Raw genomic sequence first — 22,405 nt, 5'->3', positions numbered from 1 at the left:
CTGTCGCACCAGTTCCTATTCCAGCGTAAATCGCCACTCGTCCTTCGACGTCTGTGTCAATTAAGTAGATATCTTTCGCTGGATTACCTACGATATTGTAACTTAACCCACCTTACGCTTTAGATGTCAGTAGATGGATCTCGCTACCAACTGTATAAGGACCTTTACACGATATACTCGCCAAGTGTCAGCACTAGCAGGTAAGAACAATTTCTTAGTTGTGTTAGCAACGCTACCGCCTTTACCTGTGATAGTAGCACCAGTTCCTGGTCCAGCATAGATAGCCACCGTACCTTTAACGCTTGTCTTAATCAAGTAAACGTGCGGTGCTGGGTTACCTAGAATGTCATAACTTAGACCGCCAAAAACGCTAGGTGTCAGTAAGTGTACCTCATTACCAGTGGTGTAAGGGCCATTCGCATTGTACACTCGCCATGTTTTAGCACTAGCTGGTAAGTGTAATTGCTAACCAGTTGAGCTTGTGGCTGCTGGGTTAACTACATATAGTTTTGATTCTGGGAAAATAAGATTAGGATTCTCTAGCTTATTCCATTTAACTAGATCATCAATGGTCACACTGTATTTCTTAGCAATTGCACCCAAAGTTTCACCAGTTTGTACTGTATGCATTTTAGCTGTAACAGATACGTAGCCGTCATTTTGGTTGGTGTTTGTGGCTTGTTGTGACACTTTATCTCCTGCCAATTCAGCTTTAAAGTTTTTCCACTTCTGCCAGTCATTCCATTGCCAGTTACCAGGGCATAATTTACCAGAAACGTCATAATGACGGATAACACGTTCGTCAGGGATATTGTACTTAGCTTGTAATTGCTTAGTTAGCCACTTAGCACGCTTGATCGTTTCAGGGTCGAATTCCCAATGCCAAACGTCTGAACCTGTTGATGTGTCCTGACACATCTCAATACCGATTGAGTTATTATTTGTTGCACCATAGCCGTGATAGCCATTATAAGCGCCCTTACCAGTACGGTATCCATCACCAACATGCCATGCTGGTGTGTCGTCCTCTACTACTTGTACAATGTTGTTAGGGTCAACAAAGTAATGCGCTGAAGCGACAACGAGTTGCCTTGACGTCATAAGTTTTTAAATACTGAATTACATAAAATAAAGATTCCTAACAAGCATTTAACATCACATATCTTTAGACATACTTATGTCAGTCTGGCAGTTGAACAAGGAATTGATAAAGATACAATAGCTAAACGAGTTGGGCATGCTAATACTAAAATGATTGATGATATTTATTTACATGTTACCGATAAGATGGAGCAAGATATTGCGGACAAATTACATAGCTTTCAGATATATTTTTCTCCCTTTATGCTCCCTAGCGCTCCCTTTATGGCATCGAATTTTAGACACAAAAAAAGACTAGCTAAACTGATGTTTAACTAGTCTGGTGGGCTGTTGCCCTAATTGTTAAAATTTAAATTAGATTTACGCTTTAACAACGTTAGCTGCTTGTGGTCCACGGTTTCCATCTTCGATTTCGAAAGAAACTTCTTGACCTTCTTCTAAAGATTTGAACCCGTCACCTTGAATAGCTGTGAAGTGAACGAATACGTCGTCAGCGCCGTCGCGTTCGATAAATCCAAAACCTTTTTCTGCGTTAAACCATTTAACTTTACCTTGTTCCATAATAATAGAATCCTCCTCGTGCTCATGCACATATTTCTTTAGTAATTCTTGCACGGCTCGAGTAAAACTTTTAAGTGCCTAGCACTTTTAAAAATGTATAACTTTTTACCTATCCAAAAATTCTTACTTTAGTATAACATGGATCAATACATTTAGCAATGATAAATTATAAGTAAAGTTATTTTTATCATTCAAAAATACCATATTCCTGTAAACTTAAGAAAGCATCGCCACCTACAATGATGTGATCCAATATTTCTATGCCAATCAACTCCCCCACTTCAGCCAACCGTCTGGTGAAGTCGATATCCGCCTGAGAAGGCGACGGATTACCGGACGGATGGAAGTGTATAAGTTCAATTTCGGTAAGTTTAAATTTTATTAACCAACACTTCATTTTTTTAGGTGACGAATTTACAATTTAAGTGCAAGAACAATAATAAAATAAAAAAGATCCATAGTTTTCCTATAAAATAGAGTACCAACCAACTATTAGAAGGAGAAAGCTATGAATCCATACACACATCTTACCATGAATGAGCGAGAAACAATATTCCTAATGTATGAACAAGGCGAAACTATAGGGCATATATCCGGGACCCTGGACCGTTCTAAATCGACTATCTCAAGAGAATTACATCGTAATTCAGACAAGGATGGTCTCCAGAACAAATTTCTGGTCGTTTGAATCTTGAAAATTCCAAAAATAAAATCAGTTATAATACTATCTATCGTGCAATTTATCGTGGCGACCTCGATGAGCCTGGTTTATCGACCGGTAATCGAGGCGCTATCCGTAAATTAAGACACAGAGGTAAAACGCGCCATTCTAAAAATCACGTAGAGAAGAGGAAAGATCCCTATCTCCAATACGATTCATGAACGACCAGATAGCGCTAATGAACGTACTGAGATTTGTAATTATCCATTAATAAATAATGAATAGTAGAAAATATCTCTTGTAATTTAGAATTTTTAAAGGTCTCATACAAATACTCATATTCTATGTTTTGATAAGATAATAATTCACGATATACATTTTCAATATAATTATTGACTTTCAATACTTTTACTCCTTCGCACAGTTTAATAATTATCCCGCAAAACTTCCTTAATTATCTGTGCCATTTGTTTATTGTTTAATTGATCATGGAAGTAAACTTTATAACCATCTTCAGATAAAACATCGAAAAATAATTTTGCACATTCAATTTTTGCATTTTCTGTGCCTCGTATATTTGTTTTATCCTCAACATCTTTCGTTTCAACGACAATATTTAACTCTTTTTCACCTGTTGCTCGTCTAACAACATACATAAAGTCAGGGCTATACATGCCACCTGTTATTGTTGGAATTGCGATACTGTTTCGCGGTATCTTTCCGTAAACTATAACTTCTTCTATATCGGTAGAGATATTCTTTTGCTCTAGCGGTGAATCATAAGCAAAAGCATCATACAAGTACTTATCACTTGGTGTTCCAGGTGCAATTTTTGCTCCTATTCTACCTTGTGAAATAGTTTCTCGTGGAGTCCCATCGGCATGAGTAAGAGCTGTTGATGTAACAGGCGTTTCACTTTTCGCATAGTGGAAACGTCCTTGTAAATTTGTGTTCTTCCATTCATTAAATTTCTGAATAATAACACTGACAGAACTTTCATTAATATATTTCGAATCAAGTTCACCGTTCTTTTCTACATATTCACATAAAGCTTGATGAATTGTTTCAATAGGAATATTCGTGCTTCGCATAATTCTAAGTAAAAACTCATTGTAAGGAATCATTCTTGAAACGACATATTGTAAACCTGTTTTATCCGCAATTGTCATAGATGTACCATCACTTTGAATGACTTCACGTTGACTTGTCATCACCACATCTATGAACACACCTGGTTCTTCCAATATGGATAAAACAACATCTTTCATATCTTTATCTAAATCTCTATCATAAAAGAGTAAGTAGCGTTGGTTTATTTTTTCCCAAAGTTCACGAATCTCATTATAAGCACCTTTACGAATTCTAACAGGTTGTGGCTTGTTCTTATTTCTATCTTTCACTTTTCCAGATGATAAGCCCATTTCAAAGTCAGGGAATTCAGCAAAAAAATCATCACGTTTTTCTATATTAATATTCATTTTTCGATCGATATATTTTTTATCATATAAAATCTCAAATAAATCATCAGACGTAATGGCTAATTTTGAAGCTACTTTAGAAAGTTGTTCTTCTGTAATCATTGCAGCTTGTGGGATTTCTCCATTAATTTGTTCTACAAGTGTTTCTGCAAAGTCCGCTTCAGTAAAGTCAACAATGTAATTCAGTTGAAAGTCCTCATTAGAAATACGGTTTCCATGTTCATCTACTGGAAGTCTGAGTCCACGTCCTACCTCTTGAAGCTTACTGTTTTCGCTACCACTTGAGCGTAATTTAGCGATTGTAAAGACGTTAGGATTGTCCCATCCTTCTTTTAAAGTCCACTTTGAAAATAGGAAACGTAAGGTGTTCGGTGTACCATCTTTTTTCTTAAAAGATAATAATTGTTTCTTTCCATGCAAGATGGTTTCTACTTCATTTGCAATATCTTCGTCTGAATCACTGTTGTCTTGTGAAAAATATCCTGCATGACAGGCACTTATATCAGCTAAACTAGCCTCTAAATAGGCTTTATACTCCGTTTCATATTCTGTTAATGTGGATAGTTCTTTTTCAATTCGTTCTTTAAGTAATTGTTCAAATGTGTTTTTTAAATAAGGAACTTTCCCATCTTCACTATCTCGATATGAAGCAATATCATCAATGAAAAATAATGCTAATGTTTTTATTTTAAAATTACGCTCAGTAAAATTTTTACGTTCTGTTTCAAAATGTCTTTCCAAAGCTAATCGCATCATTTGTTCTTGGTATGAAGTCATATAAATATCTACATCAAGTTCTTCACCCGTTTGCTTCTCTATTCCGTTAGAGAATACGACAAAAGATCCGCCGATTGCTTCAATTGTAATCCCTTCAAAAGCTTGATGAATAATGGAGAGTGAATCTCCCTTTTTAAGGGTGAACGTCTTATTCGCTTCATCTTTCTTTTTGTATTGAAAGTTCACATAATCATTTCTTTTTATCGTTGTAATTTTAACTTTTTCAGCTTGCTTAGATACAGGTTCAAAATGTTCTTTTGCAACACCTTTAATTAAATCTAAATTAAAGGACTGACAAGCGTCTAGGTCATAAAGTAAATTTTGATAATCTTTTCTTGTTGTTCTGTTCTTTCCACGACCACTCGAAATACCAGGATAAGTAGCACCAAAACGAATGATGCATTGCGGTTGTATTTCTTCTTCAATCACTTGATATGCTTTCTGATCACGTGAAAAACGATGTGGTTCATCAATAATCACAAATGGTTTTGTAGCTTTTAAGGCGTCAAAGGGACGATAAAATCCTTCCGCACCATAATCATAATCATCACGACTAAGCAGACCATTTTTGCGAACTGCTAATAATTGCATATTCACAAGCAAAACATGAATTTTCTTTGTGTTTTGCGAAGACCCCCGAACAAAATCACTTACAACACTCGGAAAATAAGTTCTCCCTTTTTTACGACTTTTAGGAGATTCTAAGACACCAACTTCTATCTCCGTTCCATAACCACATACATCGGAAAAGTGTTTTTTCACATATTCATCTTGAAGAAAATGAGCAGTCCCCGCCTTAATTGCTAAAGAAGGTACAGCAATAATAAATTTGTTAATGCCATATTTTTTATGTAGTTCATACATCATTTGTGTATGAACATAGGTTTTTCCCGTTCCTGTTTCCATCTTAATATCTAAACTTAAATGATTAATCGGTGACATAAACCCACGATATTCCGCTGGTAATTCTGATTGAATATTAGTGATATTATATTTGATTATCTCATCGGTTAAATCAATGGATGGATTTTCAAAATACTGTTTAGGAGGCTCGATTTGAACACCATTAAAAACAGCACTTACAGCATCAACTACTTTTTGTTGATGAGGTAAATTACGTTGTAATATTAGTTCCAATGATATCCCTCCAATTAATAACGTATGTCAAAATTAATACGTAAATTTTTCTCCGTGTCTTGTAGTCGCTTTAAATTTGTTTTTAATGATTCAAGTTCTGTCCATGTAAAACTATAACCGAACAATACAATGTTTTCTGGATTAAATTTTCCATCTGTTTCATACTTCACAACAAGTTCTTCTATTGCTTCATTTGACAGTTCTGGATGTACTAAATATAAATGCTTATCTTTGTAATAAGTCTCATAACCAGCAAACATAATATTCTCCGCTTCAGTCGTTAGTCCATAACCATCGTTGTTTAACCATGTGGTGATAACTGTAGACACACCGAATTCATCTAACAATGTTTTATCAGCAAATAATTTATTTTCATCTGGGTTAAATTCTGCTAATTTTTTTATTGTTTCATTAGTAGGTTCTTTTAAAGTAAAGTGTCTAAATCCTTTGTCCGATATGTTAATCGTATTTTCATTAGCCATTTTATTCAATACATTACTAATTCTAGCCCTTCCAATCTCGTCAATTGTAGAAAAACCTTGTTCTTGAAGTGCATTTTTACTGCCTATTTTTTCTGGTAATTGAATTAAGATATATTTTCTATTTTGATTAGATTCATTGTTTAATTCTATAACCGATTGAGCCGTTGTTCCTGACCCTGAAAAAAAGTCTAAAATAATATCATTATCTGTTGTGCAGGATCTTATAAGCGTTTTTAATAATGTAACTGGCTTAACCGTATCAAATCCATGATTATTTCCTATTATCTCATTTAGTTCTGTTTTTCCTGATTCTGACGTGGATGACCATTCGGTCTCCATATAACAGTAAAAGGGTTTATGTTCTGCATTTTCTTCCTCTTTATAATATCTTCTAAATGGTGTTCCATCAAGGAATTCTATGTATCCTTCTTTGAATAATCTATTTATCTCCTCATAACCAGCTTGCCATCTCTGTCCATTTGGTGGTGTATATCCATGTGCCTCAAACATCATTGTTGAACGATAATTTGTTCCTCGATTTGACTTTAAAATTGTTGCTAATCTATATTTTCTACCATTTAACTCGTGTGGATATGAACGTTCTCTCCCTGTTAATAGCGGGAGAAATTTTTCATGAACAGAGTTATTTCTTTCATACACTAAAACATATTCAATTTCATTTTGTGGTCTATATTTAGCATCACCTATATTTACAGGCTTTACTCTTGCTTTCCAAACTATATTCCCCGCAAAGTTTTGCTCGCCTAATATTTCATCACAGATTAGTTTTAAATTTGCCTGTTCATTATCATCAATTGAAATAAAAATCACACCGTCATCAGATAATAAATCTCTAGCAAGTTGTAATCTTGGATAAATAAACATGAGCCAGGCAGAGTGTGACGCCGATCCCCTTTTAGTTAAATCTAAAATTCTCCGTGCTTGATCTTCTCCTATACTTAATTTTTCAGTTAATTCTTCAATCGAAAAATTAAAATTATCACTATAAGCAAATTCATCTGATCCTGTATTGTATGGTGGGTCTATTTTCATACTGTCTTTGATACACTGATATTTTTCCTTGAACTCTGATATTTTGTCTTATACTCTGAAATTATTGGTTTTTTGACAAAAAAAGACACTCGCAAATCGCAAGTGCTCTTCAATCTATAATTCAATAATCGTTCCGTCTTTGAACTGTATTTTTCGTTTGTTATCCGTTCCTATTTCAATCTCATCTACCAAGCTACACCACATATCTGAATCAAAGGCTGTTAGTAGTTCTGCTTTTTTTAGTGCTTTCATGAAACTTCGGATTGCATCTTTCCTTGTTTGCTTATCTAATATCTGTTCACTGATTTGCACTAACCTTTGATTGACATCTTCATAGCGATTCACTAGTTCTTGGTAGTGCTGTTGGTAGATTTCTTGATTTTGTACCTTTCGTGCGTTCTCAGTGATGCACTCATTAATTTTATCTGCCACCACATTCACTTCAATCTCAAGATTTGACTTTTCCTGTTCAAGTTGTGTAGTATCTAGTATCGTTTCTATCAACTGTTCGTGTTCTTTTAATAGTGACTTTCTTCTATATAATAATTGGTTTGTCCCTTCAATGAATATCGCTTTTATCTCATCTTCCGTCAGATGAGGTGTATGGCACTTTTCCTTAAACTTGTGATTACACTGCCAAATTGTGCGTTTGTACTTACTATTGGAATGCCATACTTTAGAGCCGTACCAACTGCCACAACACCCACACTTCAACCGACTCGAGAAAATACTCACACTGGAGATACGGTTTCGCCCGACTCCTCGTTTAGCCATTTCGCGTTGCACTCTGTCAAAGGTTTCTTCTGAAATAATCGCCTCATGATTGTCATGAACATAATACTGTGGAATTTCTCCTTCATTGACTTTCTTTTTCTTTGTCAAAAAATCTACGGTATAGCTTTTCTGAAGTAAGGCATCACCTTTATATTTCTCGTTTTTGAGAATGCTTCGGATGTTATTAGGATTCCATTTTTTTGTTCCACCTGGCGATAAGATACCTTCTTCCGTCAGTAGTTTCGCAATTCCAAAAGGTGAGTACCCTTGTAGAAATAATCCATAAATTCTCTTGACCAATTTCGCTTGTTCTGTATTGACGACTAAATTTCCATCCTCTCCACGTTCATAACCTAAAAATCGTTTGAATGGAACCGTTACTTTTCCATCTGCGAATCGCTTGCGTTGCCCCCATGTACAATTTTCAGAAATAGAACGACTTTCTTCTTGCGCAAGACTACTCATGATTGTGATGAGCAGTTCTCCTTTACTATCAAACGTCCATATCGACTCTTTTTCAAAATAAACTTCTGTGCCATTTTCTTTCAGTTTACGAATCGTAGTCAAACTGTCCACTGTGTTTCTTGCGAATCGACTCACTGACTTGGTGACTATCAAATCAATTTTACCTGCCAGAGCATCAGCTATCATGCGATTAAATCCTTCACGTTTTTTCGTATTCGTACCACTAATACCTTCATCGGTATATACTTCAACAAATTCCCAATCCTCTCGACTATTGATATAAGATGTGTAGTAATCAAGTTGTGCCTCATAACTGGTTAACTGCTCATCACTATCAGTCGATACCCTCGCATATCCTGCAACTTTTCTCTTCTTGACTTCATTGAGTGGTGTTAACTGATAGGGATTGATAGACGCTGGGATTGTGGTGACTTTCTTTACCATTTCTTTTCTCTCCTTATACGTTTCATTGCCTCACTTTGTTGTTTCTTACGTTCCTCCGTCCACTTTTGGGAATTGGCTTTCTGTTGTTCTCTACGTTCCTTTGACCACGGAACGAATGGACGCTTTTCTTGATAAGATTGGACAATCTCATCACCATTCTTTAGTTTTATCGTTACTTGATTGTTCTTGATAAAGATACGTTCTACTTGTGCATCCATCGTATCTTCATCAAAGACATCAAGGTTGAGTTTCTCACAAATTATCTTCTTCAAGGTACGTTCTTTTATGCTATTTTTAGGACATACAGAACGCTTACTGCTACAAGAGAGATAGACTTCAACTTCCCCATTTTTTCGTGTATTTTTTGCTGATTTAAAGGAATTCCCACAGCAACCACATTCAATCAATCCTGTAAATGGTGTGGCTCTATGTTTCCACTTTTGTTGATGCTTATCCCGTCTGATATGGGATATCTGGTCTCGTATTTTTTGAGTGTAGTAGGCTGTTCTATCTTTTTGTCGATAAGGTCGCTCTATTTGTGTGCCATCGTGTAGCGTGAATATCCATTTTTCTTTACGAATCACATCTATCCTCTTCAGTTGGGTTTCAACTTTATTGACGTCCCACTTTGTTAAACCAAGTACTGCCATAATATCTTCTTTTATAAGAGCATCTTGAATTTCTCCTGTTTGACACATCGCCCGTTTACCTGCTTTACGATTGGCACATATCCACATTTTCACTTTTCCCTGTTTTTGGTTACGAACTGCACTATGGAAGTTTTTACCACAACAAGGGCAGTGTATTTTGCCTGTCAATTCTGTTGTCGGGATTGAAGGATTAAGTTTTGCTCCTCCTTCTCTTCTGCGTTTCATCTCAGCCTGTACCTTTTGGTAATCTTCCATTGAGATAATTGCTTCATGGGTATCTTCCACAAAATATTGTGGTAACTCTCCACGGTTCTTTTTCAGCTTTTTACTGATTGGATCAACCACATACTCTTTTTGAAACAACAAATTCCCAGTGTAGTGAATATTCATCAAAATACCCCTTATATTAGAATCCACCCACGGATAACCACGTCTAGTCTTGATACCTTCTTTAGCAAACATTTTCTCAATCTGAAGTCTTGACTTGCCTGAAAGGTACTCGGAATAAATACTTCTAACAACCTTTGCCTCTTCTTCTATAATGACCAGTTTATCGCCTTCCCATCGATAACCGTAAATGTGAAATCTCCCATTAGGTATGCCTTGCTTAAATCGTTTAATGGTTCCCCACTTCACATTTTCAGAGATAGACCGACTTTCTTCTTGTGCAAAGGAAGCGAGAATCGATAACATCAACTCCCCATCACCACTCAAAGAGTGAATATTTTCCTTTTCAAATCGGACTTCAATACCTAACATTTTCAACTCTCTGACCACTTCCAACAAGTCTACCGTATTTCTCGCAAACCGTTGAATGGATTTTGTCAAGACAATGTCAATCTTTCCGTCTCGACAATCTTGTAGTAAACGTTGAAACTCTGGTCGCTTACTAGCCGATGTCCCACTAATCCCACTGTCTGCATACACTCCAACAAAATCCCATTCTGGATTGGATTGAATGACTTGATTGTAATAACTAACTTGAGTCGATAGGGAATGCAAGAGTCTGTCAGTCTCCATCGAGACTCTTGCATAAGCTGCAACTTTCTTTTTTGATTTTAGAATTGGTTTGATAACATCAATTTTTTCAATTTTTCTCATAGCAAACTCCTTTCCCTATATACATCACTCTAAAGCATTAAATAGTCAAGTCATTCGAGTACAATAGTTCCGCTATATATGGGGTGTATTTTTCCAATAGAATACAACGTCCCTTTTCGTATTCTTCTACTGTAATTAGCCCTTGATATCGCAAATTTTTAAGGAGTGATAAAGCCAGTTGATAATTCATCTCTTGTTGAATCATCTTCATGACCTCACCTCCTTTTTAAAGCGATACGTCACATAACACTCATGGCTACAAAACTGTCGTTTTTCATGGGGATATGCACTAAATATGTTCTGACAATTCAAACAGGTAATTTCTACTCTTTTTGTGGATTTGACTTGATGTCGATGACGATTCCACCATAAACTTCGACAGACATCACTACAAAATACTCGTTTCTTTTGTTTTTCTTTTTGACTCAACACACCTTGGCAGTGTCTACAAACCTCTGACGAGATTGCTTTAGTTGTTAATTGATTGTTACGGCAGTATGATTTGACACTATTCAGATTAAGACCGAGTTGTTGAGCAATTTTCTTATAGCCTAGACCTTGTTTTCGTAACTGTGTAATGTCTTGTTTTTGTTGATTATTCATTGATCTGTCCTCCTAATAGATAAAGGACAAAATGGGGTCTTTTAAGTACCACAATTTTCCCTTTCTATATCACAGGCAAGAAAAATCAATCAAATATTAACCTGGACAATAAAAAAATGCTAACTCCTTTATTTTGAAGTTAGCATTTTACTTATTTTACTGGCATATATTTATCAAGATACTCATCAATGGACTCCATCCATTGTTTAGAAATGTCACTATCATTTTGAAGTCCGTGTCCTGAATGAGGCATTTCATAGAATTTATAATCTACCTGATTGTCTTCCAACGCTTTTTTCAATCGCAACGAAGCCAAATACGGTTGCATTTTATCATGTGTCCCATATGCAACAACCGCCGGAACCGGATTGTTACTTACCCAATCTGCAGCAGAGATGGGCTTCATCTTCTCCAAATAACTTCCATCTTTTATTTCATCAATTGATATTTTCTCGCCTGCCATCAGACCAAACAAACCAGCAGTCGCATTGATCGATTCCTCCGTATCCTTATCTAAACCAAATATCCCCCAATCTTCACGAACAAAACTAGCAGGTCCAACTGCTCCAAATGTCAAAACTACAGGAACAGGTGCGTCTTTTCCATCACGGTATGTGTAAATCATGGCAAGTGCATGACCTGCTGAACCACCTGCAACTGTCATTTTATTAATATCATACCCTCTACGCTTTGCTTCTTCGATTACTTTAGGAATAGCTTGTTTTATTTCGTCTGATTGAAGTTTCAAACTAGAATTGTTTGAAGCTGTTCTCAGAGTATAATTAATCCCCGCTGCCACATACCCTTTTTTTGTTAACCAAGATAGCATGTCTTCATCATCTTTTTTATCCCCAGTTGTAAATCCTCCTGCATGTAGATAGATGACCAATCCATAAGATTTTCTACTGTTGTCTTTTGGTAGATACAAATCGTATTTATTGGATTCATTCTCTCCATACTTTAAATCTACTATTTTTGTTCCTAAATCTTCACTCCATTTAACAGAATAATTGGATTGCCAACTAGGCTTCATCATGACTTTTGTTGCCCCCCCCACTAATACGGACAGGATAAATAGTGTTATTCCTAACCAAATCGACACAGTTTTCTTCCTCCTTTTTATGTTATTCATTATAAAAAATCTCCTCCAAACAATGTTCCCCCTAATAGCATATTCATCAGTGCTCTAAAAAGAAGTCTTCCTACCACTATTCCTATTATTATAATCAACGCTATAATAATTATTTTTTTAAAATTTATTTCCATCTTTTTCTCCTTATTCATATTTTTTATCTAGTAATTCAAGCCCATAATCTTTTGGTTGTCCATTTATCGCATCTAACAACCATTGATTGATAGATTGTTTTGTACTCTCCAGTGGACCCCATACTAAAGGCGTTGAAATTATAGTATGTGCTGTTAAATTTCTTGGGTCATCATACCATTTTACACCATCCCAGATAAACGATGAAATGTCGTGCTTTTTAAATTCTGCTACCGTTTCTTTCAAAATTGTTTGATAAATATCTGCTTCTTTTTCTGAAACATCCATAATGCCTGTATCAAAATAATTTTGAACTTTGGCTAAGTCTCCATCGCGTGTTGAAGAATCAAATAGCAATTTAATTTCCGGACCATATTTTTCTCGTAACGCTACCAACATATCCAAAGTTAAATTGTTTGTTTTCATCTTATTAGTTATAGTTTCTGGAGTATTCCAAACATTTGTTGCAATACCTTTCCAATCTTTATGCAATAATAAAGAAGCATCAATTAACACATTTTTATTTACTGTATGAGGGAAGTAATTGGTAAAAATATCATCAGCAAGTAATGCTGCACCAAATCCACCTGCACTATACCCTGTAACAACTACAGTATCTGGATTATCTATGCCAGACACTTTCACTATCTTATTCATCGTTTCTTGGTAATTTATATAACCATTATGATACAAGATTTTTTCTTTTCCATCTGTATCTATGTATTTAAATTCACCTCTTCCAGAATGAAAATCACCTGTTGCATATGGGAACATAATGATTGACCAATCTTTATACGGAGACTTTTCTATAGAAGAAGCTAAACCTCCCATATTCATTGTAATATTCGCAAGATAATCTACAGGTACAGACTTTGTGTTATAAGTATCATCTTTTGCCATTTCTGAATTAATACTTACTCCACCTCCAGCAAAATATACTAAAAGCTTATTTTCTTTCCCTTTTTTAAAAAACGCTCTGTAACTACCACCTTCTGAATCCTTCATTTTTGAAGTGGTCACTTGATACATTTTATCAACTTTGGGATTAGAAGTTAAATTCGGATATTCCAACACAAAAAAATAAACTCCCATAGCAACCAATATAAGAAAAATAAAGATACTGAATAATATTTTCCCCAATTTTTTTAACATAACATCCTCCTTGACATTTCATCATATTCCTAATATTATTTATATGACATGGTACAATTGTACCATCTTAATCATGTAGTAACTAGCCTTTTAATCTACATAACAAAAAATGGAACAAATAAGGAGAAATGTACCATCATGAATAATCTAGAAAAAAACACTTATGTCAAAAAACAAATTACTACTACTCTTCTTAATCTATTAAATGATTTTGAACTTTCGGAAATATCAATCAGTACTTTAACTGAAAAATCTCAAGTAAGCAGAAACTCCTTTTATCGAAATTTTTCTGGCAAAGAAGATGTCATCAAACAACATCTTGTTCATTTGTTATCAAAATGGGATAAAGAGTGGAAAAATAAAAATTCTCACTCGAATGCTGAACTATTCGGACATTTGTTTTCATATCTAAAAGAAAACAGTGATTTAATTTTACTCATTCATAAAAAGGGGCTTTTTTATCTTTTTAGAGAAAGCTATTTTTCGCTATTTGGAAATACCGAAAACCTTGATAATATCTCTGCATATACAGTTTCTTTTATTTCAAATGGTGTATTAGGATGGATTGAAGAATGGATAAATAGAGGTATGCAAGAATCAGCTGAAACTATGACTGAACTACTCTTAAAAACAAAAATGAAGTAACTCATTTTTTCATCAATGAAATTTTATCCATACGCTATATATGATATAGCGTTTTGGATATCTTTTGTTGCTTATTTAAAAAATCTACATTGTAATATTTTTGAAGCAATACATCGCCTTTATATTTTTCATTTTGAAGAATTCTTTTCACTGTACCATACGACCAATTCTCTTTACCTGCAGGCGTTTTGATGTTTTCATCCGTTAAAATTGTTGAGATTTGATTTGGATTTTTACCTTTTAGGAATAAACCAAAGATAAAGACTTTTTATTCACCTTATCAAGATGCGTATGCCACCACTTCATTCGACAAGTCGTACCACAATATTTCTTTTTTCTTTTCCCTTTAATATGTATTGACTTCTCTTTACATAATAAACAAACACTCCCCTCATTATCTTTTGGTTCACTCTCTTTCTTTTCTATTTCCTTCCTTCGACAAAATGATTTTACGGTATTTGTTGATAATGATAATATCGCGGCAATCTTCTTATACCCTAATCCATTTTGCCCAAGTCTCATAATTTCTGTTTTTTTCTGTTCATTCATTTTTATTCCTCCTGATAGATAAAGGACAAAAATGATGTTCTTAAGTACTCAATTTTTATCCTTTTTACATCTCAGGCAACAAAAACAAGGGAAAAATTAACCTGAACATAAAAAAAAGACCTATCCAAGCATTTCTGCCTAGATAGGTTTTCTTCTATAAAAGTTCATTTACTTTTTGTTGGACTTTTTGATAGTCATATCCAGCTTGTGCTAGTCGGTTCTTTCTATCTTGCCCATTGCCCCATCGACCATTGATGACTTCTTTTGCGACGACTTCAATCGGTTTGAGTGACGGAGTGGATTGGCTACTAACAATCTCATTCACTTTTGTTTGGACTTGTTGATAATCATACCCAGCACGAGCGAGTCTATCTTTTCTTTCTTGCCCATTGCCCCACTTACCGTTTAGAACTTCCCTTGCAATTTCATCGATTGATTTTAAGTTAGGTTTTGCAGTATTCGATTTTCCAAGTAAAGCATTCACTCTATCTTGTACTTTAACTGGATCAAATCCTGCTGAACGTAACTTTTGTTTTCTTTCCTCACCATTTCCAAATCTTCCATTAATGACTTGTCTTGCCACTTCATCAAGGTTCGTTGTTGTAGTAGGTGTTTGTGTGCCATTTAACCTTTTATTGACCTCAGATGCAATGCAGGCAAACTTACTCCCAAGATATGGTCCTGGACAATTGGTATTGGCAAACCAACAATGCTTCGTTAAATTCCCTCTCGTATCGCCAGTATAGTTTAATCTCTCAATCCCATTTCTTTGACAAATATCCACACACAAGTCAATTGTCTTTTGTAAGGCAACATCAGTCACATGCCAATGAGCGCCTTGAGATTGGTCATTGGGAAGTTGATACTGTAGCCGGTAAAACAGGTAGGGCTTGTATTGTAACTCTAGTCGATCGTAGATCTCGCTTTTCCCTACTTGGCAAGGTTGAAAAGAAAATCTCTAAAAATGTGATTGATTGTATGATCAATCTACTAAGAAATGTAGGAGAAGATAAATGTAAAACCGTTACACCCGATAGAGGAAAAGAATTCTCCCAACATAGTCGAATAACGCTAGAATTAAATGGCACTAAAGTATATTTTCCAGATCCACATGCTCCATGGCAACGTGGTACAAACGAAAATACTAATGGTTTATTACGAGAATATTCACCTAAAGGTGAAGATATTTCAGGTATTTTCGATAGTCAAATTCAAGAATGGGCGAATAAATTAAACACGCGACCACGGAAATGTCTAAATTGGAAAACCCCTTATGAAGTATTTTTTAATGAATCGTCGCACTTAATTTGACAATTGAAGATCAAAATATAATCAAAGAAAGATAAATTTATTTAATTACGCTTAGTTATTTCATCAACAATAATATCTTCAATCATCCTATCATCAGGATCTCCAAATCTTGCTGTGTGTGAAAGAGATAAGCCAAAGCAATCATGCAAATACTGCGGACCAAAAGCCTCAGCACAATATTGTAATCCAGCTCTTCTAAGAGAGCTAGGGGGTTGATTATAAATTGATTTTACATGCCTGTTTAGCCATGATTTATTAATTTGAACTGCACGCCCTTTATTAATATTAAAAAATAAATAAGGAGGTTTATAAAGATCCACATCATATTCGACTATACTCAAGTAATTGTTTAAATTATGAATTTCTAGATCTTGTAGATATGCTGGTGCTCGTCCTTTAAGATATATGCAGCGGTTAACTAAATCAACATCAGACAGCTTTATTTCACGAATCTGCTTACTAGTTAATACATGGAAATAACATAGAGAAGCCAATAGAGAATCCATAGGTTTCGTTTTTGAACTTTGTTTAATAGCTGTAAATAACTTTTTATGATCGTTTCGAGTAAATACTTTTTCATTAATAGAATAATCTCTTGCCTTAAAAGGAGGAACTGGATTCTGTAATAAAAACTTATTTTTTCTTCCAAATTCAAAAAAGTTAAATAATTGCCTCTTCCGTAAATCTCGATTCTTTTGTTTTTTGAGCGTCAACAAATAACGATTTATAATATCCTGTGTTACAACATCCCAATCGGTTATTGACTCATTGTCTACTAGCCAATTTATAAGAGAAATTATAGTATAAAACTCTCTATCGATTGTTCTCCACGTTAAACTTTTTGAAGCATTTTTCTTTACTAAAATTTCATTTCTATTTTTTTGAACTTCCAAATATTTCGTTAATAATTTTTGAAATCCCTTTGGAAGTGTTTGTATTTTTTCAAATATCTTTTGATAACTGTTCTTAGAATTTATATTTACAGTAACACTTTCTTCGCTAACAATTATTTCTGGGTTAAATCTTCTTCTTAAAATTATTTCATCATTCTCCAAAAAACCAATTATATATTCCAAAGTAGGTTTTACCGTATTTTTCTTCTGTTTTGAATAGGTTGATATTGGTAATTTCGAGAAAGTAACCAAAACCCACTGTGGTGTAATTATTTCCTGGACAATATTACCATTAAGTGAAATTATTGATTTTGATGAAGTAATATTAATATCACTATCGAGATATTGAAATATTGTAATTGCAATACTACCTATTTCATAAATCCGTTTGAAAGATAACCGTGAAGCTAATAAAAAATTTAGAAACTTCTTAAAATAATCTCTTGCTATATCATTTGTAAAAGTTCCCTCCAACTCCACCTTTTTACAAAAATTTGCTAAGGTTTTACGAGCAATACAATCATTACAAAAGCTTTGATGTTTACTAGATATAACACTTCCACAAATAAGACATTTGGAGTCATCAAAATAGTACTCTAGAATAGATGGATGGTAGTAATAACTATTCTTTAAAGGGGCAGCCATCCATTGAAGGAAGGGGATATCAAATAATATCATCTGTTTAGAAAAAAGAAAAATCTTAATAGTTTCAAACATATTTGGAGATTTATAAGGACTCATTCTATAGTAATTTTCTTCTAATTCTTTTTCAGAAATTTTTACTTTATCAATTTTTTCTAAAATTCTATTAAAATCTAATATTGCTCTAGCTTTCCAAACATTACTATAATTAGAAAGTTCTATAAATCTAATATATTCACCAAGATATTGATTTTTCCAAATTTCTGGATATTTTTCATTACATTCAATGGAATTTAACATACTTTCTATAGTTTGCTGGGCACTACATTCAGTGCATTTCTTGGAATAATTAATTGTATTGACAGATGTTTTTTTGCCACACAAAGGACATTTGGTATATTCCATGATGATCACCTCTTAAATAGGGGGCAATGAACGGCCATTAGATACTTTTTTCGATTGGGTACTTGATGACAATTTTTTGCTTTCTTTAATTTTCCCGATATATGACTGTTCATGAATCAGAAGATCATCAGGTTTACAATCTAATGCCGTACAAAGTGCATCCAATGTTTCCATCCGTACCATTTTAGGTGGCTCATTAATCAATGCCGATATAGATGCTGCCGACATAGAATAGCCCGCCATATCTTCCATTCTCCTTAGCAATTCACTACCAGACCAAATATCATTTTTAGCCATTACTTGACGTAATTTCCACTCGATGCTCATATTAGTTATCCTCCAATTCTAACAGGTCATTAATCCATCTTTGTTGAGCTATTTTGATTCTCTTTTCAATAAAATCACTACTAGGATCTAAATATCCGGCCGTGGTTGAAATATTTGAATGTCCAAGTAATTTACTAAGAGTTAGTATATCTACACCTTTTTCAGCTAAATTTGTAGCAAACGCATGTCGCAGCTGATGTGCACTGAATATTTCTTCCTTAGATATACCCGCTTTATTTTGCCTTCTATACAGATTAGACCTCATAGTATCACGTCCTACTCGTGTTCCTTTTTCAGAAAGAAACAGGGCCTTTCCATCTCCGTCATCTTTCACAAATTTAGGGTAAATATTTTCTAAATACCAATTAATTAATTCATCCGATCCATTCAACAGTGGAACCCATCTTTGCTTTGGTCCCGTTCCTCTACTGCCTTTTCCATATCTTACATGAAGTTTACCAATACCAGTTGTACCTAAATCCATACGGACATCTGTTATATTAACCATCACTAGTTCATTTATCCTTAATCCTAAGAGTCCTAATAGCTTAAAGAAAACGTAGTCCCTACCCACAGTATAATATTTTCTGCCATAGGATAATTCCTCACGCATTGAATCGAATAATTGGTCAATCGTTGATTTTTTAGGTGGAACAACTCTAACATCATAATCATCTTTTCTATGAAAAAACTTATTGAATTGATCAAATACATCAGGCACTCGTACACCTAATTTGCTATAAATCTCTATGGACTTTCTACTCCTCAAATACTCTAAGAAAGTAGTAATATTGGACTGATATTTTCTACGAGTACTATGAGCCAAATTCTTCCCAATCAGATGGATATAAAACATTTCTACATCGTCTGCAGTAATCTCCCAAATAAACTTGTCTATTAAGTTTAAGAAATCATGAATATTTCGTAGATTTAGTGCAATTGTGGCGTCTGTATATCCTACCGCTTTTTGTTGAAGTTCCCATCCACCTAATAATTCAGCCTGAAAATCCTTCAATTCTTTTAAAGTTTGAAGTTGACTGGAATTATTATCATTATTTGTTAACAATCTTAAATTTACATCCATTGCGAATCCTTTCTCAACACTTTAGGTGATAACTTAATTTTTAAGGTACCACCATATTAACATGAGTCAAATTCAATGTCTAACATAAACATAATCCGATGATTATGGGCGACAATAATTCGCGCAGCAGACGCCCGAACCCCTTCTTTAAAGATTTCCCTTGGATGTGCAACTGAAGCATTTAAACTTCCAACGAATATGGTCTTCTCTTTAACGATTTGATTTTTTGTATTTAGATATAAGGCCATCACATTTTCCTGCTGCAGGTCTTTCAACTTCTCAATACAATAATTCCCCGCATCTTTCGTTGACATAATAATGCCCAATTTTTCCTGGTTAGATTGGTATAAGCGCCGGCCAAACTCTATAGCAGCCTGTATTTCAACCGCCTTAGCTGGTCCAACACCTGGCAACTGGATCAAATCATGGTAAGATGCCGTACGCAAATCATACCTCGTCCCGAAATGCTGGATAATTTTCATAGCCAATTGAATGGCGTTCAAACTCCGGTTCCCCGTCCGTAATACAATAGCCAATAACTCATACATAGTCAACGATTCTGCCCCGTGGGTCATCAACCGTTCCCTCGGCCTAATTTCCTCTGGCAGCTCATGTATCGTTGTCTTTAATAACACTTGATTTTCAGTCATCCTTTCACACCCCTCTACCATATTTATACGTGGTAAAAGTGCTAACTTGACCAATCTAATTATGAATAGAAATCAGGTTTCGCTTTATTTTTTTGGCAAAAAGAAAAACGTGCAACTTTCGCTACACGCTCTCTCATCAATTCACTGGTATTTTCAGCTGATGCCACAGAAAACCCTAGAACAAACCAGTGATTTCGCCATCTTTTTTAATATCCATATCCAAGGCTGCTGGATGTTTTGGCAAGCCAGGCATCGTTAACACATCACCCGTCAAGGCCACAATAAAGCCAGCCCCAATTTTTGGCACCAATTCACGTACTGTCACATCAAAGTCTTCTGGTCGACCCAAGGCTTTTGGATCATCGGATAGTGAATATTGGGTTTTCGCCATACAGATTGGTAAATTACCCCAGCCATTTTTCTCGAAACGACGCATTTGATTTTGAGCTTTCTTAGAAAAGACAACATCACGTCCGCCATATACCTTTTGTACAATAGCACGGGCTTTCTCTTCTAAATTTGTTTCTTCATAAGCATAAGTCGCTTTAAATTCCTGGTCATTACCGTCAATTGCAGTAACGATAGCGTCCGCCAAGTCCAAACCACCCTGGCCACCATCAGCCCATACAGATGATTTCACACACACCACCCCAAGCTCAGCACATTTGTCTAAGACAACCTGTTCTTCCGCTTCCGTATCCGTCACGAATTCATTCACACAAACAACCACTGGCACTTGGAAATTTTGCATGGTTTCAATATGTTTTTGCAGATTGGCAAAACCAGCCGCCACCGCTTCAACATTTTCGCCTTCATTCAAGTCTTTCACTAAAACACCACCGTGCATTTTCAATGAACGAATAGTCGCTACAACAACGACTGCATCCGGCGCTTTTCCAAGGACGGGCACTTTAATGGCCATGAATTTCTCGGCCCCTAAATCAGCCCCGAATCCTGCTTCAGTCACCACATAATCCGCTAGTTTCAAAGCTGCATGTGTCGCCACAACTGAGTTACAACCATGGGCGATATTGGCAAATGGCCCCCCATGCACAAATGCTGGTGTATGCTCCAAAGTTTGCACTAAATTCGGTGCAATTGCGTCCTTCATGACCAAGGTTAAAGCACCTTCAGCCCCCAAATCAGCTACAGTAATTGGCTGACGGTCGCGGTTTTCCCCAATGACAATCCGGGCAAAACGCGCACGCATGTCTTCTAGGTCTGTCGCTAAACATAGAATCGCCATAATCTCTGACGCCACAGTAATGTCAAAGCCGTCTTGACGCGGGAAGCCGTTCCCAACGCCACCTAGTGCCACTGTAACCTCACGTAAAGCTCGGTCATTCAAGTCAACGGCTCGCTTCCAAGTCACCCGGCGACCATCAATATCCAATTCATTCCCTTGGTGGATGTGGTTATCGATTAAGGCAGATAAGGTATTATTAGCCGTTGTAATGGCATGCATATCGCCTGTGAAATGCAGGTTAATATCTTCCATCGGTTGAATTTGCGCGTAACCACCACCGGCAGCACCACCCTTAACGCCCATAGTTGGCCCTAAAGACGGTTCACGCAAGGCAATCATGGTTGACTTACCGCGCTGACTCAATGCGTCCCCTAAACCAACTGTTGTTGTCGATTTCCCTTCACCAGCAGGCGTCGGGTTTATGGCTGTCACCAAAATCAATTTGCCGTTCTCATTCGATTCAATTTTTCCCAAGGTTTTTGCTGGTACCTTGGCCTTATATTTACCATATAAATCGATATCGTCCACATTAAAACCAATTTTTTCAGCAATTTCACTTATCGGCACCAACTCATTTTGTTGGGCAATTTGAATATCTGTTAACATGACAAAACCTCTTTCTATGACATCATTTTCTCATTATATTCTAGCATACTTCACAAAAAATCTAATACTTTCTTGAAAAAGGACGATTTCTCTCTTGGCTGGCCAAACCGCCATAGATAGGGGTTCTAGCAAACCGACATCTACCCCTTTTGCCAAAAAGCACTTTCGTATTAAAAAAAGACTGGCCCACGAGGGTACCAGTCAAATTTGCTTAATCGATAAATGGTAACGCGTCACCAAGACGGCCAACGACTGCTAAAACGCGGTCGTAAGTTTCATCATCCGGTGCTACCAAATCAGGGACCATGATCACGTCTAAACCTGCTTGATAAGCAGCATTAACC

At 35.7% G+C, this 22,405-nt stretch carries 23 protein-coding genes and 2 pseudogenes; 4 read left to right on the top strand and 21 right to left on the bottom strand.

The features are described from left to right. Positions 1-126 precede the first annotated feature (126 nt). The gene (locus ACRCJ0_RS02460; RefSeq protein WP_431389385.1) at positions 127-429 is read right to left on the bottom strand and encodes a hypothetical protein; all 303 of its coding nucleotides are present in this window, start codon (positions 427-429) and stop codon (positions 127-129) included. 36 nt (positions 430-465) lie between these two features. After that, positions 466-1,101, bottom strand: a complete 636-nt coding sequence (locus ACRCJ0_RS02455; RefSeq protein WP_431389384.1) for an N-acetylmuramoyl-L-alanine amidase — start codon at positions 1,099-1,101, stop codon at positions 466-468. A gap of 27 nt (positions 1,102-1,128) precedes the next feature. Between ACRCJ0_RS02455 and ACRCJ0_RS02450 the strand changes: the two genes are divergently transcribed. Then, on the top strand, positions 1,129-1,419 hold the full coding sequence (locus ACRCJ0_RS02450) for a tyrosine-type recombinase/integrase (protein ID WP_431389387.1): 291 nt from the start codon (positions 1,129-1,131) through the stop codon (positions 1,417-1,419). Between the two features lie 42 nt (positions 1,420-1,461). Here ACRCJ0_RS02450 and cspD read toward each other — a convergent pair whose 3' ends face one another. Further along, complete coding sequence (gene cspD / locus ACRCJ0_RS02445) at positions 1,462-1,662, bottom strand: cold-shock protein CspD (protein ID WP_016896897.1); 201 nt, start codon at positions 1,660-1,662, stop codon at positions 1,462-1,464. Positions 1,663-1,849: 187 nt separating this feature from the next. After that, a complete protein-coding gene (locus ACRCJ0_RS02440) occupies positions 1,850-2,059 on the bottom strand; it encodes a JAB domain-containing protein (protein WP_431389383.1) in 210 nt (69 codons plus the stop codon). A gap of 111 nt (positions 2,060-2,170) precedes the next feature. Here ACRCJ0_RS02440 and ACRCJ0_RS02435 point away from each other — a divergent pair. Beyond that, positions 2,171-2,578, top strand: a pseudogene (locus tag ACRCJ0_RS02435) (transposase); the annotation flags it as partial. A 170-nt stretch (positions 2,579-2,748) separates the two neighbouring features. Here the strand turns inward: ACRCJ0_RS02435 and ACRCJ0_RS02430 are convergent. The 9 genes from ACRCJ0_RS02430 to ACRCJ0_RS02390 all read right to left on the bottom strand — a co-directional run bounded on the left by ACRCJ0_RS02430 (position 2,749) and on the right by ACRCJ0_RS02390 (position 13,703). Then, a complete protein-coding gene (locus ACRCJ0_RS02430; RefSeq protein WP_431389382.1) occupies positions 2,749-5,715 on the bottom strand; it encodes a type III restriction-modification system endonuclease in 2,967 nt (988 codons plus the stop codon). 14 nt (positions 5,716-5,729) lie between these two features. Beyond that, positions 5,730-7,250, bottom strand: coding sequence for a site-specific DNA-methyltransferase (locus ACRCJ0_RS02425; RefSeq protein ID WP_431389381.1), 1,521 nt, complete (start codon positions 7,248-7,250; stop codon positions 5,730-5,732). 114 nt (positions 7,251-7,364) lie between these two features. Then, the gene (locus tag ACRCJ0_RS02420; protein WP_431389380.1) at positions 7,365-8,933 is read right to left on the bottom strand and encodes a recombinase family protein; all 1,569 of its coding nucleotides are present in this window, start codon (positions 8,931-8,933) and stop codon (positions 7,365-7,367) included. Continuing rightward, positions 8,927-10,684, bottom strand: coding sequence for a recombinase family protein (locus tag ACRCJ0_RS02415; protein WP_431389379.1), 1,758 nt, complete (start codon positions 10,682-10,684; stop codon positions 8,927-8,929). Before ACRCJ0_RS02415 ends, ACRCJ0_RS02420 begins: the two co-directional genes overlap by 7 nt. A 37-nt stretch (positions 10,685-10,721) precedes the next feature. Beyond that, a complete protein-coding gene (locus tag ACRCJ0_RS02410; RefSeq protein ID WP_431389378.1) occupies positions 10,722-10,895 on the bottom strand; it encodes an SHOCT domain-containing protein in 174 nt (57 codons plus the stop codon). Continuing rightward, positions 10,892-11,287 carry a hypothetical protein gene (locus ACRCJ0_RS02405; RefSeq protein ID WP_431389377.1) on the bottom strand — a complete coding sequence of 132 codons (396 nt, stop codon included), beginning with the start codon at positions 11,285-11,287 and terminating at the stop codon, positions 10,892-10,894. The genes ACRCJ0_RS02410 and ACRCJ0_RS02405 overlap by 4 nt, the downstream gene beginning before the upstream one ends. Positions 11,288-11,438: 151 nt before the next feature. Further along, positions 11,439-12,419 (bottom strand): alpha/beta hydrolase, encoded by a 981-nt coding sequence (locus tag ACRCJ0_RS02400; RefSeq protein WP_431389376.1) that lies wholly within the window; start codon positions 12,417-12,419, stop codon positions 11,439-11,441. Further along, positions 12,419-12,553 carry a hypothetical protein gene (locus tag ACRCJ0_RS02395; RefSeq protein WP_431389375.1) on the bottom strand — a complete coding sequence of 45 codons (135 nt, stop codon included), beginning with the start codon at positions 12,551-12,553 and terminating at the stop codon, positions 12,419-12,421. The genes ACRCJ0_RS02400 and ACRCJ0_RS02395 overlap by 1 nt, the downstream gene beginning before the upstream one ends. Before the next feature lie 10 nt (positions 12,554-12,563). Then, positions 12,564-13,703, bottom strand: coding sequence for a pectin acetylesterase-family hydrolase (locus ACRCJ0_RS02390; protein WP_431389374.1), 1,140 nt, complete (start codon positions 13,701-13,703; stop codon positions 12,564-12,566). Between the two features lie 138 nt (positions 13,704-13,841). Here ACRCJ0_RS02390 and ACRCJ0_RS02385 point away from each other — a divergent pair, with 138 nt between their 5' ends. Next, positions 13,842-14,348, top strand: a complete 507-nt coding sequence (locus ACRCJ0_RS02385) for a TetR/AcrR family transcriptional regulator (protein WP_431389373.1) — start codon at positions 13,842-13,844, stop codon at positions 14,346-14,348. A 34-nt stretch (positions 14,349-14,382) separates the two neighbouring features. Here the strand turns inward: ACRCJ0_RS02385 and ACRCJ0_RS02380 are convergent, their stop codons facing one another. The 3 genes from ACRCJ0_RS02380 to ACRCJ0_RS02370 form a co-directional block, all read right to left on the bottom strand. Next, positions 14,383-14,559, bottom strand: a complete 177-nt coding sequence (locus ACRCJ0_RS02380; RefSeq protein ID WP_431389386.1) for a recombinase family protein — start codon at positions 14,557-14,559, stop codon at positions 14,383-14,385. A gap of 29 nt (positions 14,560-14,588) precedes the next feature. After that, positions 14,589-14,897: a hypothetical protein gene (locus ACRCJ0_RS02375; RefSeq protein WP_431389372.1), complete on the bottom strand. Its 309-nt coding sequence runs from the start codon at positions 14,895-14,897 to the stop codon at positions 14,589-14,591. A 154-nt stretch (positions 14,898-15,051) separates the two neighbouring features. Next, positions 15,052-15,720 carry a hypothetical protein gene (locus ACRCJ0_RS02370; protein WP_431389371.1) on the bottom strand — a complete coding sequence of 223 codons (669 nt, stop codon included), beginning with the start codon at positions 15,718-15,720 and terminating at the stop codon, positions 15,052-15,054. On the opposite strand from ACRCJ0_RS02370, the pseudogene ACRCJ0_RS02365 reads away from it, so the two are divergent. Further along, positions 15,717-16,208, top strand: a pseudogene (locus tag ACRCJ0_RS02365) (IS30 family transposase); the annotation flags it as partial. The gene ACRCJ0_RS02370 and the pseudogene ACRCJ0_RS02365 overlap by 4 nt on opposite strands. A gap of 41 nt (positions 16,209-16,249) precedes the next feature. Here ACRCJ0_RS02365 and ACRCJ0_RS02360 read toward each other — a convergent pair. The 5 genes from ACRCJ0_RS02360 to ACRCJ0_RS02340 all read right to left on the bottom strand — a co-directional run bounded on the left by ACRCJ0_RS02360 (position 16,250) and on the right by ACRCJ0_RS02340 (position 22,061). Then, positions 16,250-18,148 (bottom strand): hypothetical protein, encoded by a 1,899-nt coding sequence (locus ACRCJ0_RS02360; RefSeq protein WP_431389370.1) that lies wholly within the window; start codon positions 18,146-18,148, stop codon positions 16,250-16,252. A gap of 12 nt (positions 18,149-18,160) precedes the next feature. Continuing rightward, on the bottom strand, positions 18,161-18,475 hold the full coding sequence (locus ACRCJ0_RS02355; protein WP_016618041.1) for a helix-turn-helix domain-containing protein: 315 nt from the start codon (positions 18,473-18,475) through the stop codon (positions 18,161-18,163). A gap of 1 nt (position 18,476) precedes the next feature. Beyond that, positions 18,477-19,559 carry a tyrosine-type recombinase/integrase gene (locus ACRCJ0_RS02350; protein WP_431389369.1) on the bottom strand — a complete coding sequence of 361 codons (1,083 nt, stop codon included), beginning with the start codon at positions 19,557-19,559 and terminating at the stop codon, positions 18,477-18,479. A gap of 56 nt (positions 19,560-19,615) precedes the next feature. Continuing rightward, positions 19,616-20,209 carry a RadC family protein gene (radC, locus tag ACRCJ0_RS02345; RefSeq protein ID WP_431389368.1) on the bottom strand — a complete coding sequence of 198 codons (594 nt, stop codon included), beginning with the start codon at positions 20,207-20,209 and terminating at the stop codon, positions 19,616-19,618. A gap of 175 nt (positions 20,210-20,384) precedes the next feature. Further along, a complete protein-coding gene (locus ACRCJ0_RS02340; protein WP_431389367.1) occupies positions 20,385-22,061 on the bottom strand; it encodes a formate--tetrahydrofolate ligase in 1,677 nt (558 codons plus the stop codon). Between the last annotated feature and the right edge of the window lie 344 nt (positions 22,062-22,405).

Source organism: Aerococcus sp. L_32, assembly GCF_050689315.1.
Note: the sequence above shows the minus strand (reverse complement) of the source record. Positions and strands in the feature narration are given on the sequence as shown.

What these genes read in the sequence shown, in the direction of transcription:
- ACRCJ0_RS02455 (WP_431389384.1), bottom strand. Translation starts at nt 1,101, where the DNA reads ATGACGTCAAGGCAACTCGTTGTCGCTTCAGCGCATTACTTTGTTGAC.
- cspD (WP_016896897.1), bottom strand. Translation starts at nt 1,662, where the DNA reads ATGGAACAAGGTAAAGTTAAATGGTTTAACGCAGAAAAAGGTTTTGGA.
- ACRCJ0_RS02440 (WP_431389383.1), bottom strand. Translation starts at nt 2,059, where the DNA reads ATGAAGTGTTGGTTAATAAAATTTAAACTTACCGAAATTGAACTTATA.
- ACRCJ0_RS02425 (WP_431389381.1), bottom strand. Translation starts at nt 7,250, where the DNA reads ATGAAAATAGACCCACCATACAATACAGGATCAGATGAATTTGCTTAT.
- ACRCJ0_RS02420 (WP_431389380.1), bottom strand. Translation starts at nt 8,933, where the DNA reads ATGGTAAAGAAAGTCACCACAATCCCAGCGTCTATCAATCCCTATCAG.
- ACRCJ0_RS02415 (WP_431389379.1), bottom strand. Translation starts at nt 10,684, where the DNA reads ATGAGAAAAATTGAAAAAATTGATGTTATCAAACCAATTCTAAAATCA.
- ACRCJ0_RS02410 (WP_431389378.1), bottom strand. Translation starts at nt 10,895, where the DNA reads ATGAAGATGATTCAACAAGAGATGAATTATCAACTGGCTTTATCACTC.
- ACRCJ0_RS02405 (WP_431389377.1), bottom strand. Translation starts at nt 11,287, where the DNA reads ATGAATAATCAACAAAAACAAGACATTACACAGTTACGAAAACAAGGT.
- ACRCJ0_RS02400 (WP_431389376.1), bottom strand. Translation starts at nt 12,419, where the DNA reads ATGAATAACATAAAAAGGAGGAAGAAAACTGTGTCGATTTGGTTAGGA.
- ACRCJ0_RS02395 (WP_431389375.1), bottom strand. Translation starts at nt 12,553, where the DNA reads ATGGAAATAAATTTTAAAAAAATAATTATTATAGCGTTGATTATAATA.
- ACRCJ0_RS02390 (WP_431389374.1), bottom strand. Translation starts at nt 13,703, where the DNA reads ATGTTAAAAAAATTGGGGAAAATATTATTCAGTATCTTTATTTTTCTT.
- ACRCJ0_RS02385 (WP_431389373.1), top strand. Translation starts at nt 13,842, where the DNA reads ATGAATAATCTAGAAAAAAACACTTATGTCAAAAAACAAATTACTACT.
- ACRCJ0_RS02375 (WP_431389372.1), bottom strand. Translation starts at nt 14,897, where the DNA reads ATGAATGAACAGAAAAAAACAGAAATTATGAGACTTGGGCAAAATGGA.
- ACRCJ0_RS02360 (WP_431389370.1), bottom strand. Translation starts at nt 18,148, where the DNA reads ATGGAATATACCAAATGTCCTTTGTGTGGCAAAAAAACATCTGTCAAT.
- ACRCJ0_RS02355 (WP_016618041.1), bottom strand. Translation starts at nt 18,475, where the DNA reads ATGAGCATCGAGTGGAAATTACGTCAAGTAATGGCTAAAAATGATATT.
- ACRCJ0_RS02350 (WP_431389369.1), bottom strand. Translation starts at nt 19,559, where the DNA reads ATGGATGTAAATTTAAGATTGTTAACAAATAATGATAATAATTCCAGT.
- radC (WP_431389368.1), bottom strand. Translation starts at nt 20,209, where the DNA reads ATGACTGAAAATCAAGTGTTATTAAAGACAACGATACATGAGCTGCCA.
- ACRCJ0_RS02340 (WP_431389367.1), bottom strand. Translation starts at nt 22,061, where the DNA reads ATGTTAACAGATATTCAAATTGCCCAACAAAATGAGTTGGTGCCGATA.